Genomic DNA, 14,317 nt, shown 5'->3' with positions numbered 1-14,317 from the left:
TCCTATCCGGCCGCGAAGGCGGCGATGCGCGCGCGCACGGCGCCCAGATCGGATGGCACGCGCTCGAACACTTCGCCCTGCGCGACAAGGTCTGCGCAGCGCGAGGGAAGCGGCGCCTCCTCGCCTGTAGCCTCTGCCACCGTTTCGGGGAACTTCGCGGCAGAGGCTGTGGCGAGCACAATTGTGGCCTCCGCCCCGGACAACGCCCAGCGAGACGCCTCCAGCGTGCCAACGGCCGTATGCGGACAGATCAGCCAGCCAGTATCGGCGTGGAAGCGCGCCATCTCAGCCAGCGTGTCGTCATTGCTGACGGACGCCGCCGAGAGCCCCGTACAGGAGAGCCGCGAATACGCGCTCTCGGGAAGCGCCGCTTCGCCCGACTGGGCATAGGTCTCATAGGTGCGGCGCACCGCCTCGGGGTCGCGGCCGGCCACCTCGAACAGCAGCCGCTCGAAATTCGACGGGACGGCAATGTCCATTGCCGGGCTGGGCGTCGCGACCGCAGCGGTGCGGGTCATCCGCCCGGTATTGAACAGGCGGGCGAGCGTGTCGTTTTCGTTCACCGCGCAGCGGATCTCCAGGCCGCCCGGAAGCAGCCCGCAGCGCGCGGCGACATAGCCTGCCAGCGCATCGCCCATATTGCCGCTCGGCACGACGAAGCGCAGCGGCCGGTGGCCAAGCTGCGCACTGGCGGTGGCATAGTAGACCGCCTGCGCCGCAATGCGGGCCCAGTTGATGGAGTTGACACCAGAGAGACCGATCTGGCCGGCAAAGGCCTTGTCCGCGAACATCGCCTTGATCATCGCCTGGCAGTCATCGAAGTCGCCTTCGACGGCGAGGTTCAGCACATTCTCCGCCCCGGTCGTCGTCATGAACAGGCGCTGCACCGGCGAGACGCGCTCATGCGGGTGCAGGATGACGAGGCGAACGCTGGGCAAGCCTGCAAAGGCCGCCGCTGCTGCCCCGCCCGTATCGCCGGAGGTGGCGCACGCCACGGTCATGCGCTGACCGGAGCGGCCAAGCAGATAGTCATAGATCTGGCCGATGATCTGCATCGCCACATCCTTGAAGGCCAGCGTCGGCCCGTGATGCAGCTCCATCAGCCACAGGCCGGGACCGGCCTGCGTCAGCGGGGCGACGGACTGGTGCGAAAAGCGGCCATAGGCTTCCTCGCACAGGCGGGCCATCACATCGGCGGGGATCGCATCCCCGGCAAAGGCGGAGAGGATTCGCGCAGCAACCTCGGCATAGGGCTCGCCGGCTGCGGCAGGCGCAATCTGCGGCCAGCTTTCGGGCACATAGAGGCCGCCATCAGGCGCAAGGCCCGCCAGGCAGGCGCCTGCAAAGTCGACAGGCCCGGCGCCGCCGCGCGTGGAAATGTATTTCACTTACTCTTTCTCCTGCCCGAAGCGCAGCCGGCCTTTCTGGTAATGGAACGCCAGATACACACCGATCAGCCCGATGGCGAGGCCCCACCATGTCAGCGCGTAGCCGAAATGCCGCTCCGGCGGCAGGCGCGCGGGATCGCCGGGTTGCAGCATCGGATTGGCGACCTGCTCGGCGGTGCCGATCAGCACGAGGGTTTCAGGCTCGAACACGCGCGGGATCAGCCTGGCCCCGACGCTCGGCGGCAGGGTCTCGGCCATGCGCACAGGATCGAAGGTGTAGTAGAGCCCGAACTGGGGCTGGTCCTCTGCCGAGAAGGCATTGCGCCGCGACGGGGGATGCCACAGGCCGCGCAGGGTGACGGCTTCGGCAACGGCGAGCGGCAGGATGTCCGGCGGCTCCACCTCATAGCTGATCTGGCGCGGCAGGAGGATCACCCCGTCGGCTGTTTCGGCTGCGACCGTGATGCGCCAGGCCGAGCGGCCCTCGGCATAGGCATAGACGGCCTGCTCGGTGCCGGGGATGATGGCGGCGGTGATGTCTGCCCAGTCCGGCGCAGTGTCCCGCGCGCCCATCTTCTGTTCGTAGCGGCCCCATTGCCAGTTGCCGAACAGGATGAGGATGACAAAGGCGGCGGCCGTGAACGCCGTCATCACCGGATAGGGGCGGAATTGCATCGCTCTGCCTCGCCTTTCAAACAGGAAGCCCGCCGGGCAGCTCTGCCGGCGGGCTCCTGCAATCCGTTACCTTGCCGCTGCCTCAGTGGCCGCCGCCATGCACCAGATGGGGCACGACATAGACGAAGGCGAACAGGAACAGCCAGACCACATCGACGAAGTGCCAGTACCAGGCCGCAAACTCGAAGCCGAGATGCTTCTTCGGCGTCAGATTGCCGGCATACATCCGGAACAGGCAGACGATCAGGAAGATCGTGCCGATGACGACGTGGGCGCCGTGGAAGCCGGTGGCCATGAAGAAGGCTGAGCCATAGAGCGTGCCGTCATAGGTGAAGCCGGCATGGCTGTATTCGAGCACCTGCAGCGCCGTAAAGGCGAGGCCGAGGATGATCGTCACCGACAGGCCGAGCTTGGCGCCCTTCATGTCGCCATGCTGCAGCGCATGGTGCGCCCAGGTCACGGTCGTGCCGGAGAGCAGGAGGACCAGCGTGTTCATCAGCGGCAGGTGGAAGGGATCGAACGTCTCGACACCCGCCGGCGGCCATTGGCGGAACCGCTCCAGATTGTCAGCGAACAGGGCGTTGGCGGCGTCCCAGGTCGGACCGACGCGGGCGTCCCAGAAGATCGCGAATTCGAAGAAGCTCCAGAACCAGGCGACGAAGAACATCACTTCCGAAGCGATGAACAGGATCATGCCATAGCGCAGGCCGATCTCGACCACCGGGGTATGGTCGCCCGCGCGGCCTTCCTTGACCACGGTGGCCCACCAGCCGAACATCACCCAGATGACCATGGCAAAGCCGATGGCCATCAGCCACCAGCTGCCTTCGGCAATGCCGAACAGGCCCTTCATATAGGTGACAGCGCCGATGGCGAGGACGGTAACCGCAAGCGACCCCAGCAGCGGCCAGGGCGAGGGGTTTACCAGATGATAATCGTGTTTGACGTCGCCGCCGGCCATCTTCTCTGAATCCCCTCCGGAATCATACCAAACTGTCGCGCTCTTTATCGCCTGTGCGCGCGGTCAGGCAACTCTTTCAGCCCGGCGTGGCCGGATTTGCCGCACCCCCGGCACGCGCTTCTGCATTCGCCTCTGTGCGGGGGCCATTATAGGTGCGGCTGTCGAAGAAAGTGTAGCTGAGGGTGATCGTCTCCAGCTGCGAGGCGACGCGGTCCTCGACCATCTCCGGGGCGACGAAATAGACCACCGGCAGCTTGCGCGATTCGCCCGGCCCGATAACACGCTCCGAAAAGCAGAAACATTCCAGCTTGTTGAAATACGGCCCGGCCATATGCGGCGTCACATTATAGGTGGCGATGACGCGCACTTCCCGGTCGGTCGGGTTGGTCACTTCATAGAAAGCAAGGCCATGCTGGCCGAGCTGGACCGTCTGCGGGCCCTGGAGGGCACGGAACAGGAGGGGCGTGTCGGCGACATTCGCGTCGAAGCGCACGGTGACGGTCTGTTCCAGGATCTGGCTGGCCGGGGCGGTCGCCATCCGCGTGGTACCGCCAAAGCCGGTGACCTCGCAGAAGGCCGAATAGAGCGGCTCAGCTGCAAAGGCGAGCACGAGCATTCCGGCAGCGAGGCCGCCGCCGAGAAGCGCAATCCGGGTGTTCGACAGGCCCATCGCTTACATCCGCGTCGAGATGCCTTCGCCGGTCGTCAGGCGGATCACCGTGATCAGCATGACGAGGACGACGAAGCCGGCCAGCGACAGGCCGAGCCAGAGATTGCGCTTCTTGCGCGCGGCGAGTTCTTCAGGGGTCAGCGGTGCAGGGTCGGTCATGTCAGCCTCCGGTGAGGGGCCAGTAAAGGCCGCCGGCATGTTCGGCCAGGACCGCGCCGAACAGGATGAACAGGTAAAGGATCGAGAAGACGAAGGTGTTTCGGGCGAGCTTCATGTCCGCGCCCGGGGCGTCGGCATCCCCTGCGCGCGAGGTGAGAAGGCGCACGGCATAGGCGAGGAATCCCGTGCCGAGGAGCGCTGCGACGCCGCCATACACCCAGCCGCCAAGTCCGGTCGCCAGCGGGGCGAGCGAGACGGCGACAAGCACAAGCGTGTAGAGGAAAATCTGCGTGCGGGTCGCCTTCGCGCCATGCGTGACCGGCAGCATCGGCACCGAGACCTTGGCGTATTCCTTGTGGGCCAGCAGCGACAGCGCCCAGAAATGCGGGGGCGTCCAGAAGAAGATGATGGCGAACAGGATCCAGGCGTCCAGCGGAGCCGAACCGGTGACCGCTGCCCAGCCGATAACCGGCGGGAACGCGCCGGCCGCGCCGCCGATAACGATGTTCTGCGCGGTGCGGCGCTTCAGCACCATCGTGTAGAACCAGCCATAATAGGCAATCGACAGCGCCAGCAGGCCCGCGGCCAGCCAGTTGGAGGCAAGCCACATCAGCATCACCGAGACGCCCGACATGATGAGGCCCATCGCGAGCGCCTCATCCCTCGGCACAGCGCCGGACGGGATGGGGCGGGTAGAGGTGCGGTTCATCACGGCGTCAATGTCCGCGTCATACCACATATTGATCGCGCCGGCGGCGCCCGAGCCGAGCGCGACGGCGAGCACCGCAATGGCGGCCATGACGGGGTGCATCGCGGCGCCGGTGAGGCCGCTGGCAGCGGCAAGGCCGGCCACAGCCGTGAACACCACCAGCATCATGATGCGGGGCTTCATCAGGTTCACATAGTCCGCCGCCGTGGCGGGGCGTCTGGCAGGTGTGGCGTGCGTATCAGTCATTATGGCGGGTCTATAACGCGTTCCGTTGCCGGACGCGCCTCAGAATTGCGTCTGCGATGCATATGGCAAAAACGAGCGCGGAAAGCAGCGTGACACAATACCCGATGGTCTGGTGCGCGCTGTCAGCCGGGTGATCGTGTCGGAGCAGGCCCGCCCGCTGTCATCCCGGCGGACGCCGGGAGCCTATTGAACCTTGTTCTGTGTGGCTTTTCTGGGTCGCGGCGTGCGCCGGGATGACAAGAAGGGTGAGGTGGGAGGTTGGTAGGCCCTCACCTCCCACGCCTTCGGCGCGGGCCCCTCCTCTCCCACAAGTGGGAGAGGGGTTAGTGGGGCTGCCCTTCACCCTTCTCCCGGGGGGAGAGGGGTGAGGGGCTGAAGCGTCGCCTCAGTGGCCGCCTTTGGTCGTGACCACCGGGAGTTCGTTATACTGGTGGAAGGGCGGCGGGGACGGCAGGGTCCATTCCAGCGTCGTGGCGCCTTCGCCCCAGGGGTTGCCGCTCTCGGTCGCCTTGCGGCGCTGGATGAAGGCAACGGCCAGCGAGACGAAGAAGATCAGCGTCGCGACCAGCGTGATGGCGTAGCCGATGGACGACACATAGTGCCAGGTGGCGAAGCCGTCGGCATAGTCGATATAGCGGCGCGGCATGCCCTGCAGCCCGAGGAAGTGCTGCGGGAAGAACAGGACGTTCGAGCCAATGAACATCAGCCAGAAGTGCAGGCTACCGAGGATGGCGTTGTATTTCACGCCGAACATCTTCTCGAACCAGTAGTACCAGCCTGCGAACAGGCCGAACACCGCGCCGAGCGAGAGCACATAGTGGAAGTGAGCCACGACATAATAGGTGTCGTGCAGCACATGGTCGATGCCGGCATTGGCGAGCACCACACCCGTCACACCGCCGACGGTGAACAGGAAGATGAAGCCGATGGCCCAGAGCATGGGCAGTTTGAAGTCGATCGAGCCGCCCCACATCGTGGCGATCCAGGAGAAGATCTTGATGCCGGTGGGCACCGCGATGACCATGGTGGCAGCCACGAAATAGGCCTTCAGGTCCACGTTCATCCCGACCGTATACATGTGGTGGGCCCACACGACGAAGCCGATGACGCCGATCGAAACCATCGCATAGGCCATGCCGAGATAGCCGAAGATCGGCTTTTTCGAGAAGGTCGAGACGATGTGGCTGATGATGCCGAAGGCCGGCAGGATCATGATGTAGACTTCGGGGTGGCCGAAGAACCAGAACAGGTGCTGGAACATCACCGGGTCGCCGCCGCCGCCGGGCACGAAGAATTGCGAGCCGAAGTTACGGTCGGTGAGCAGCATGGTGAGCGCGCCGGCGAGCACCGGCAGGGCCAGCAGCAGCAGCACGGCGGTGATCAGCATGGACCAGGCGAACAGCGGCATCTTGTGCAGCGTCATGCCGGGGGCGCGCATGTTGAGGATGGTGACGATGAAGTTGATGGCGCCGAGGATCGAGGCGATACCGGCGGTGTGCAGCGACAGGATCAGGAGGTCCATCGCCGGGCCCGGGTGGCCGGTGGCGCCGGAGAGCGGCGGGTAGAGCGTCCAGCCGCCGCCGAAGCCGGGGCCGGCCGAGTTGCCGGGCACGATCATCGACAGGAGGGCGAGGATGAAGGCGGCCACCGTCAGCCAGAACGAGATGTTGTTCATCCGCGGGAAGGCCATGTCCGGCGCGCCGATCATCAGCGGCACGAACCAGTTGCCGAAACCGCCGATCAGGGCGGGCATCACCATGAAGAAGATCATGACGAGGCCGTGATAGGTGATCACTACATTGTAGAAGTGCTTGGCAGCGGTCAGCGCCGCTTCGCCCTCGAGGCCGAAGAAGGTGGTCTGGATCCACAGCATCGGGCCGATGCCCGGCTCTGCCAGTTCCCAGCGGATGAGGCCCGACAGCGAGTAGCCGACGACGCCCGCGATCAGCGCGAAGATCAGGTAGAGGGTGCCGATATCCTTGTGGTTCGTCGAGAAGAACCAGCGCGTGAAGAAGCCGGGCTTGTGATCATGGGCATGATCGTGACCGGTGGCGACTTGATCCATGGGCATGGGGCGGGACTTTCTCTAATCGGACTTCAGTTGGACGCGTATTGGGCGGTGCCGGCATCGGCAATCTGGCGGACAGAGGCGGCGGCGGCGTCAAAATCGCCCGCCAGCATCAGCTCGGCCCAGCGGTCATATTGGGCCTGCGGCACGACGCGCACTTCGATCGGCATGTAGGCATGGTCGATGCCGCACAGCTCAGAACACTGGCCGAAATATACCCCGGTCTGGTTGACCAGGAACCAGCCTTCATTGAGGCGGCCGGGGATGGCGTCGGTCTTGATGCCGAAGGCCGGGACGGTCCAGGAGTGGATCACGTCGGCAGCGGCGGTCTGGTAGCGGATGTAGCGGTTGACCGGGATGACCATGGGATAGTCGGTGGACAGTAGGCGGACGCCTTCGGCCGGGTCGCTGGCGCGGCCGCGATGCAGCGGGTTTGAGACGAATTCCACAGGGAAGCCCGACTCGTCGATCAGGTCGGAATAGGTGTAGGTCCAGTTCCACTGGTTGCCCTGCACCTTGACCGTGATGAAACCTTCAGCGGCGGCATCGGGGAAATGGTTGCGCGTGAAGGACTGATGCTGGGCCGAGCGGCCCTCGGCGAGCAGGCGCTCAGAGGTCGCAACGATCTGGGTGAGGTTGGGCGGCACATCCTTGTAGTAGAGGAGCGGGAAGGACAGCCCGGCAATGCCGACCAGGATCAGGGCGGGCACGACCGTCCAGACCACCTCAACCGTGGTGTTGTGGCTGAACTTGCGCGATTCGGGATTGGAGCTCTTCTTGTAGCGCACCATCACGTACAGCAGCAGCGCCAGCACCAGGAGGGTGATGGCGGTGATGATCCAGAGCAGCACGACATGGAATTCATGCACCCGCTCAGCGATGCGGGTGGCCGCCGGCTGGAAGCCGAGGGCGCCGTCTACGGGTTCGCCGGCCATGGCCGGAGCTGCAAGAACTGCAGCAGAGAGGGCGGCAAGGAGATGGCGCACGGAAAATAACCCCAGTTCGGTTCACTACGATTCCGGCTCTAACTATACCAGCGCGCAGGCGAACCCCAGCCTTTTCCTCGCTCAAAATTGTCGCAGCGGATCGCCGGGCAGGCGCCTGCGTGATATACTCCTGTCACAAGAATGAAGGGAGGACATCCATGGTCCGCACAGTTGTATTTACTGCATTTCTGGTCGCGCTCGCCCCGGTTGCGGCGGCGCAGATCTCGGTCATCGGCGGCGGGCTCGCGCGCGAGTGTTACCAGGCTGCCAAGTTCGCCCAGGGCCGGATTGCCGATGCCGAGGCCATCTGCACGCGGGCGCTGGAAACCGAGATGCTGAACATCTCCAACCGGGCCGCGACCTTCACCAATCGCGGCATCCTGCGGATGCGGCAGGGCAAGCTGGACCTTGCGCTGGCAGATTATGCTGCCTCAAAGCGCATTTCCCCGGACAATGGCGCGACCTGGCTGAACGAGGGCGCCGCCTACATCCTCGGCCGCGATTATGAAGCGGCGCGGGTGTCCATCGAGCGCTCGATAGAGCTCGGCACGCCGGAGCTCTATGCCGCCTATTACAACCGCGCGATCGTCAAGGAGCAGACCGGCGATATCGAGGGGGCGTATTTCGACTTCTTGAAGTCGCAGGAGCTGAACCCCGATTTCCCCCGCACCGCTGAACAGCTCGCGCGGTTTGAAGTGACGATCAACTGACGGATCGACTGAGCGTTCAGCAGGCCCGGCAGGCGCAGGTCTCTCGCCTGACACGGGAATCAGTCGCCATCACGGAACCGGACCGGCGCAGAGGCGTTGGAAACCCTGTAGTCGATGCAGGAGACAGCGATGCGGGTTCTGGCGGTGTGTTTCATCCTGATGGTGATGGTGGCCATCCTGGCGGCGCAGTTTGGCGTGGCCGGCTATATCGCGGCGGGCTTCAAGGTGCTGACACTGGTGTTTGCGGCGGCCTGTGTGATCGGCGCGGCGCGGGGCGGCATCCGCATGTCGCGGCCCTACAAGGCACCGCGCGCGCCAATGTCCCGGGTGCGCCGGTCATCGGTGGCCTGATCCACGCCTGAGTCCGCGCCTGGCCGCGCGAAGCGGCTTGCAGCCGCGCGCGCGCGGGCACATGTTGGGGGCATGACCCAATCTCCCCTGCCCTTCGATTCCCGCGCCGCCGCTGACATCCTCGCCGAAGCCGCCAAAGGCGCCGATGATGGCGACCTCTATATCGAGCGCTCCCGCTCCGAAAGTTTCGTCTTTGATGATGGCCGGCTGAAATCGGCCGCCTATGACACCGACCAGGGCTTCGGCCTGCGCGTCGTGGCCGGCGAGGCGCAGGGCTCCGGCTATGCCTCTGAACTGAGCCTCGCGGCGATCCGCCGGGCGGCGGAGACGGCGGCGCAGGCGAAGCGCGGCTATTCCGGCAAGCTCGCCGCCGGGCCGCAGCCGGTCAACCGCCGCCTCTACCAGCCCATAGACCCGACGCTGGCGCCTGCCTTTGGCGACAAGACGAACCTCTTGGCCGAGATCGACGCCTTTGCCCGTGCGGCGGACCCGCGCGTGGTGCAGGTGTCTGTTTCGCTGGCCGGGAGCCATAAGGAAATCGACATCATCCGGCCCGACGGGGCACAGTTCCATGACATCCGCCCGCTGGTGCGGCTGAACGTGTCTGTGACGCTGGAGGAGAATGGCCGGCGCGAGTCAGCCTCAGCAGGTGCGGGCGGCCGGGCGGCGTATGACGAATGGATCGCGCCGGAGCGCTGGCAGGCCATGGTGCGCCGGGCGATTGGCAAGGCGGAAGTGAACCTTCGCTCCATCCCTGCCCCGGCCGGCGAGATGGAAGTGGTGCTCGGCCCCGGCTGGCCGGCCGTGCTGCTGCATGAAGCGGTGGGGCATGGCCTCGAGGGGGACTTCAACCGCAAGGGCACGAGCGTCTATTCCGGGCGCATCGGCGAGCAGGTGGCCGCGCGCGGCGTGACCGTCATTGATGATGGCTCCATCGAGGCTCGGCGCGGATCGCTGTCCTTTGATGATGAGGGCACGCCGACGCAGCGCACCGTTCTGATCGAGGACGGCATCCTCAAGGGCTATATGCAGGACCGGATGAATGCCCGCCTGATGGGCATGGCGCCCACGGGCAATGGCCGGCGCGAAAGCTATGAAGCCTCCACCATGCCGCGCATGACCAATACCGTGATGCTGGGCGGAGACCGCGACCCGGCGGAGATTGTCGCCTCCATCAAGCGCGGGCTCTGGGCGGTGGATTTCGGCGGCGGGCAGGTGGATATCACCTCGGGTAATTTCGTCTTCCAGTGTACGGAGGCTTACCTTGTCGAGAATGGCAAGGTGGTGGCGCCGGTGAAGAATGCGACGCTGATCGGGCATGGGCCGACGGTGCTGTCGGATGTCACCATGATTGGCAATGATTTCGCGATGGATGACGGCGTCGGTGTCTGCGGCAAGGCGGGACAATCCATACCGGTGGGCGTGGGCCAGCCGACGCTGAAGGTCGGCGCGCTGACCGTGGGCGGGGCGGGATGAGGATTGCCGCCATCATCGCCGCGATGATGTCGAAGAAGGATGCGGACGGCCGCCCGGCCCCACCCATCGGCCAGATCAGCGCGCTGGACGCGCATGAGAACCTCGTGGCGGGCGAGCTGTTGCTGATCGATGTGCGCCAGCCTTCCGAACGCGCCGCGACCGGGGCGCCGGAGGGGGCGGAACATGCCAGCCTGCGCGACCGGGATTTCCTGCAGCAGGTGGCGCGGCTGGCGGGCGATTTCGAGCGGCCGGTTGCCTTCATCAGCGAGCGCGGACAGCGATCCATGCAGGCGGCGATGCAGGCCCGCGCGGCAGGCTTCGTCCACCTGTTCAGCGTGACCGGCGGCTATCGCGGCGAAGGCGGCTGGATCGCACGCGGGCTGCCGGCCGTGGCGGGCTGATCAGGGGCACACCGTAAGCGTGCGGGGATCCGGGCTGGCCGGTGGCACCCCGTCGATCCGGTATTCGAGGGGAAAGACGACATTCGGGTGGGCCACCGGGGTGCCGTTCACGATCCGGGGGCGGAAACGCGCCGCCGCCATGGCGGTGGCCGCGCTTTGACAGAAAACGGCGTCTGAACAATGCGGCGTCATGTTCCGGGGGCAACCATCCGCATCCAGATCAAACCGGACATCGCAAAATCCCACGAGGCTTTGCTCGGCCGCCCGCGCCGGATAGGTGGGCTGGGGCCATCGGACGACATGTGCTTCGAGATTACCCTTTTTCAGCACCAGCTCTGTTGCCGCGCCTGTGTCCGGCGCGGCGCCTTCACCGGCTGAGGCACCTGCGGCGAGGAGAAGCATGGCGGCAGAAAATATCCGTATACGCATGTTCCGGGACTCCTTCAGTTCAGGCTCAGCTAACGGCGACACGGGCCTTCATGAAATGTTCGGATCCACGCAGCCCCTGAGAGGCTGTGCCTCGACCACCGCCTGGTCCATGCCGTCGAGCAGGAAGGTCAGCGGGGCCACGACATTGCTGCGGAGAACACGTTTGCCGCCGCGTTCCGCCGGTTTGAACCGCATTTCCCCGATGGCGCGGGCTGCACTGTCACAGAAGGCCGGCCGCGAGCAGGCAGGCTCGATGGCCGTTGTGCGCCCGTCAGGTGTCACCGAGAACCGGACTTCGCAATAACCGCCGAGACCGAGATAAGCGGCGAAAACCGGAAAGACCGGCTGGGGCACCGTCAAGGGGCGCGCATCCACATCGAACGGGATACATTCGTCCGGGCACTCTTCCTCGCCCGCCGATGAAGCACCGGCGGCGAAGGCCAGAAAGCCGGCGGCGAGAACGATCCTGCAGCGCACATGCCTCTCCCTGCAATCTTCGCGGGAAGGATAGGCGCGCCGAGGCGGCGGGGCAAGCGGAATTACCGCACCCACGCCCCCGGCGCGTTGGTGCGGTAGCCGAGGGCGGCATAGGCGGCATCGATCAGGCTCTGGCCGCGATCATTGAGGAGGAGGCCGCCGCCCATCTGGTTCATCGTATAGCTGAAGGCGAGGCCGCAGTCCGGGTCTGCAAAGCCGATGGAGCCGCCCGCGCCGACATGGCCGAAAGCGCGCTCGCCGATGATGGCGCTGGTGCCCGGGCCGAGGCCGAGGCGGCGATTGTCCATCGACTTCATGTAGCCCGAGGCAAAGCGCGTGGGGATGAGCAGCGTCGCGTCGCGCTGGGTGGCGACGCTGACCATGCTCATCGCTGCCAGCCGGTCGGCCGAGACGAGCCTGCCGGAATTGGTGGCAAGCTCCGTATACCACGCAACCTGACCGCGCGCATTGGAAAGCCCCCCGCCCCCGCCGATCTCTGCGGCCTGGCCCTTGCGGTCGTTGAAATCCCATCCGCCGGTGTTCATGAAGGATTTGTGCTGGATGGAGGCCGGGTCCGTCATCAGCGCGACGGTGAACTCCGTGGGCTGATCATCTGGCTTCGGGATGTAAGGCCGGATCGGGGCGATGTGCACCTGTTCGCTTTCCGGCAGGCCGATCCAGAATTTCGCGCCGGTCTTCTCCGCTACTTCCTCGCGGAAGAAGGTGCCGAGCGTTTTGCCGGACACGCGGCGGACAAGCTCGCCCACCGTCCAGCCGAAATTGATCATGTGATAGCCATTGCGCGTGCCGGGCTCCCAGAAGGCTTCCTCGTCCGCCATCCGGGCGGCCATATAATCCCAGTCAGCAAAGCCGCCGGGCTTGACGGGATCCCGCAGGGTCGGCAGCGCGCTCTCATGGTTCAGCATCATCTGGACGGTGGTTTTCTCCTTGCCGGCCTTTGCAAACTCCGGCCAGTAGTCGCTGACGCGGGCGGCGGGATTGAGCTCTCCCCGGTCGATCAGGATATGCGCGCAGGTGGCGACCGCCGCCTTGGTGCAGGAGAAGACGATGGAGATCGTTTCCTCCCGCCAGGGATCGTTCGTCTCTGGGTTGGCCATGCCGCCCCAGAGGTCGACCGCCGTCTCGCCATTCACCGACAGGCAGACCGAAGCGCCGACCTCGCCGCGCGCGGCGAAATTGCGCTCGAATTCCTCGCGGACTTTCGCAAATTTAGGGTCGCATTTGCCCTGGACGGTGGCTGACATGGTGAACTCCTCCCTTGAGGCCGCTGGCGGGCCGCTGGGGCCAGACTAGCGCATCCGGCGGGCTTGGCGAGCGCTGCCGCAGGGGGAAGCGGGGCCCGGGCGCGCGGGCGCCGGGCGGGGGAATTTTCACCAGTATGGTGTCTTGCGCTTTTCGCCGGGCCGGGATACGTCACGCCCCTTCAAAGACCCCGGCGCGGAGAGGTGGCGGAGTGGTCGATCGCGTCGGTCTCGAAAACCGATATACTCGCAAGGGTATCGAGGGTTCGAATCCCTCCCTCTCCGCCAGTTTTCTTAAATTACTGTTCTGATTTTATTGGTTTTTTCGACTCTACCGGGTCGTCTCGCTTCCCGGCGGCCTTTCGTGGGGGTTGCGGCAATTACTTATTCTGGGCCGCTCCTTTCCCGGCTTTAAGGGGGTCAGGTTGCTCATGAGGCGGCAGCGCCGGCGAGCCTGCTGGCAGGCGCGGGCGCGGGTCCGCAGCGGGGCGCTGAACGGAGGACGGACAGATGCAGCTCAGGGACATTCTCGTTTGCGTGACGAGCGCAACTCAGGACACGGGGGCCATCGCCCTGGCACAGAGGCTGAAGGAGGCGACGGGGGCGCATGTCGCCTGCGCAGGCATCGGTATCCTGCCATCGGCGCTGCTTTACAATGAGTATGGCGCCGGGGCGGCGTATGCGGAGCAGCTCAATCAGGACAAGCTCAGGATCGAGCGGTTCTGGAGCGATCTCAAAACAGTGCTTGATCGTCAGTATCCGGATTTTGAAGTCCGGCGGCAGATGACTTACAGCATCAACCTTGAGGCACTGATCGCCGCGATGGCGCGCCATGGCGACCTGACCGTCATCCGCGCGCCGGCCAAGGAAAGCCCCCAGCCCCACGCCGAGATGATCGAGGCCGCGCTGCTGGGTTCGGGCCGGCCGGTCATGGTCGTGCCGGCTGACTGGAAGGGCGAGACGGTTGGCACCAATGTGGTTGCTGGCTGGGACGCAAGCCGCGAAGCGGCCAGGGCGCTGCATGATGCGCTGATGGTCCTGCCCGCGGGCGCGACTGTGACGATTGTGACGGTGGATGTCAGGCCGGGCGGGTTCCAGCATGGCGATACGCCGGGCATAGATATCGCAGCGCATCTTGCACGCCATGGGCTGAAGGTCGTGCTGCGCAATGAGGCGAGCCTTGGACAATCGAAGCATGAGGTTCTGTTGCGGGTTGCGACCGACATTGACGCTGACCTGATGGTGCTGGGCGGGTATCGCCATTCCCGGCTGCAACAGGCGCTGTTCGGAGGCGTCACGCGCAGCATGTTGCGCGAGGCGCACCTGCCCCTGCTGCTGTCACACTGACG

The 14,317-nt window shown here is 65.3% G+C and carries 16 protein-coding genes and 1 tRNA gene; 6 read left to right on the top strand and 11 right to left on the bottom strand.

What is annotated here, in order from left to right; genetic code table 11:
• Nucleotides 1-2 precede the first annotated feature (2 nt).
• From thrC to coxB, 8 genes are all read right to left on the bottom strand, one after another.
• The gene (gene thrC / locus ACK4SV_RS00840; protein ID WP_409915885.1) at nucleotides 3-1,388 is read right to left on the bottom strand and encodes a threonine synthase; all 1,386 of its coding nucleotides are present in this window, start codon (nucleotides 1,386-1,388) and stop codon (nucleotides 3-5) included.
• A complete protein-coding gene (locus ACK4SV_RS00835) occupies nucleotides 1,389-2,063 on the bottom strand; it encodes an SURF1 family protein (protein WP_409915884.1) in 675 nt (224 codons plus the stop codon). It abuts the gene before it with no gap.
• A gap of 82 nt (nucleotides 2,064-2,145) precedes the next feature.
• The gene (locus ACK4SV_RS00830) at nucleotides 2,146-3,024 is read right to left on the bottom strand and encodes a cytochrome c oxidase subunit 3 (protein ID WP_409915883.1); all 879 of its coding nucleotides are present in this window, start codon (nucleotides 3,022-3,024) and stop codon (nucleotides 2,146-2,148) included.
• Between the two features lie 76 nt (nucleotides 3,025-3,100).
• Nucleotides 3,101-3,694: a cytochrome c oxidase assembly protein gene (locus ACK4SV_RS00825; RefSeq protein ID WP_409915882.1), complete on the bottom strand. Its 594-nt coding sequence runs from the start codon at nucleotides 3,692-3,694 to the stop codon at nucleotides 3,101-3,103.
• 3 nt (nucleotides 3,695-3,697) lie between these two features.
• Nucleotides 3,698-3,853, bottom strand: coding sequence for a hypothetical protein (locus ACK4SV_RS00820; protein WP_409915881.1), 156 nt, complete (start codon nucleotides 3,851-3,853; stop codon nucleotides 3,698-3,700).
• Between the two features lies 1 nt (nucleotide 3,854).
• Nucleotides 3,855-4,808, bottom strand: coding sequence for a heme o synthase (locus tag ACK4SV_RS00815; RefSeq protein ID WP_409915880.1), 954 nt, complete (start codon nucleotides 4,806-4,808; stop codon nucleotides 3,855-3,857).
• A gap of 385 nt (nucleotides 4,809-5,193) precedes the next feature.
• Nucleotides 5,194-6,873, bottom strand: a complete 1,680-nt coding sequence (gene ctaD, locus ACK4SV_RS00810) for a cytochrome c oxidase subunit I (protein ID WP_409915939.1) — start codon at nucleotides 6,871-6,873, stop codon at nucleotides 5,194-5,196.
• Between the two features lie 32 nt (nucleotides 6,874-6,905).
• Entirely contained in the window at nucleotides 6,906-7,811 is a 906-nt protein-coding gene (gene coxB, locus ACK4SV_RS00805; protein WP_409915879.1) for a cytochrome c oxidase subunit II, read from the bottom strand.
• Between the two features lie 209 nt (nucleotides 7,812-8,020).
• Between coxB and ACK4SV_RS00800 the strand changes: the two genes are divergently transcribed.
• The 4 genes from ACK4SV_RS00800 (at nucleotide 8,021) to ACK4SV_RS00785 (ending at nucleotide 10,800) form a co-directional block, all read left to right on the top strand.
• Nucleotides 8,021-8,572: a tetratricopeptide repeat protein gene (locus tag ACK4SV_RS00800; protein WP_409915878.1), complete on the top strand. Its 552-nt coding sequence runs from the start codon at nucleotides 8,021-8,023 to the stop codon at nucleotides 8,570-8,572.
• Nucleotides 8,573-8,686: 114 nt separating this feature from the next.
• The gene (locus ACK4SV_RS00795) at nucleotides 8,687-8,923 is read left to right on the top strand and encodes a hypothetical protein (RefSeq protein ID WP_409915877.1); all 237 of its coding nucleotides are present in this window, start codon (nucleotides 8,687-8,689) and stop codon (nucleotides 8,921-8,923) included.
• Nucleotides 8,924-8,995: 72 nt separating this feature from the next.
• Complete coding sequence (gene tldD, locus ACK4SV_RS00790; RefSeq protein ID WP_409915876.1) at nucleotides 8,996-10,399, top strand: metalloprotease TldD; 1,404 nt, start codon at nucleotides 8,996-8,998, stop codon at nucleotides 10,397-10,399.
• Nucleotides 10,396-10,800 carry a rhodanese-like domain-containing protein gene (locus ACK4SV_RS00785; RefSeq protein ID WP_409915875.1) on the top strand — a complete coding sequence of 135 codons (405 nt, stop codon included), beginning with the start codon at nucleotides 10,396-10,398 and terminating at the stop codon, nucleotides 10,798-10,800. The genes tldD and ACK4SV_RS00785 overlap by 4 nt, the downstream gene beginning before the upstream one ends.
• Here ACK4SV_RS00785 and ACK4SV_RS00780 read toward each other — a convergent pair whose 3' ends face one another.
• The 3 genes from ACK4SV_RS00780 to ACK4SV_RS00770 all read right to left on the bottom strand — a co-directional run bounded on the left by ACK4SV_RS00780 (nucleotide 10,801) and on the right by ACK4SV_RS00770 (nucleotide 12,971).
• A complete protein-coding gene (locus ACK4SV_RS00780) occupies nucleotides 10,801-11,229 on the bottom strand; it encodes an energy transducer TonB (protein WP_409915874.1) in 429 nt (142 codons plus the stop codon).
• Between the two features lie 48 nt (nucleotides 11,230-11,277).
• On the bottom strand, nucleotides 11,278-11,706 hold the full coding sequence (locus tag ACK4SV_RS00775) for an energy transducer TonB (RefSeq protein WP_409915873.1): 429 nt from the start codon (nucleotides 11,704-11,706) through the stop codon (nucleotides 11,278-11,280).
• Nucleotides 11,707-11,768: 62 nt separating this feature from the next.
• Nucleotides 11,769-12,971, bottom strand: coding sequence for a serine hydrolase domain-containing protein (locus ACK4SV_RS00770; protein WP_409915872.1), 1,203 nt, complete (start codon nucleotides 12,969-12,971; stop codon nucleotides 11,769-11,771).
• Between the two features lie 195 nt (nucleotides 12,972-13,166).
• Between ACK4SV_RS00770 and ACK4SV_RS00765 the strand changes: the two genes are divergently transcribed.
• Together ACK4SV_RS00765 and ACK4SV_RS00760 are read left to right on the top strand one after the other, a co-directional pair.
• Nucleotides 13,167-13,256, top strand: a tRNA-Ser gene (locus tag ACK4SV_RS00765).
• Between the two features lie 222 nt (nucleotides 13,257-13,478).
• Nucleotides 13,479-14,315 carry a universal stress protein gene (locus ACK4SV_RS00760; protein ID WP_409915871.1) on the top strand — a complete coding sequence of 279 codons (837 nt, stop codon included), beginning with the start codon at nucleotides 13,479-13,481 and terminating at the stop codon, nucleotides 14,313-14,315.
• Nucleotides 14,316-14,317: the final 2 nt, after the last annotated feature.

Origin of the sequence: Hyphomonas sp., from assembly GCF_046313735.1 — a bacterium.
Lineage (GTDB): Bacteria > Pseudomonadota > Alphaproteobacteria > Caulobacterales > Hyphomonadaceae > Hyphomonas.
Note: the sequence above shows the minus strand (reverse complement) of the source record. Positions and strands in the feature narration are given on the sequence as shown.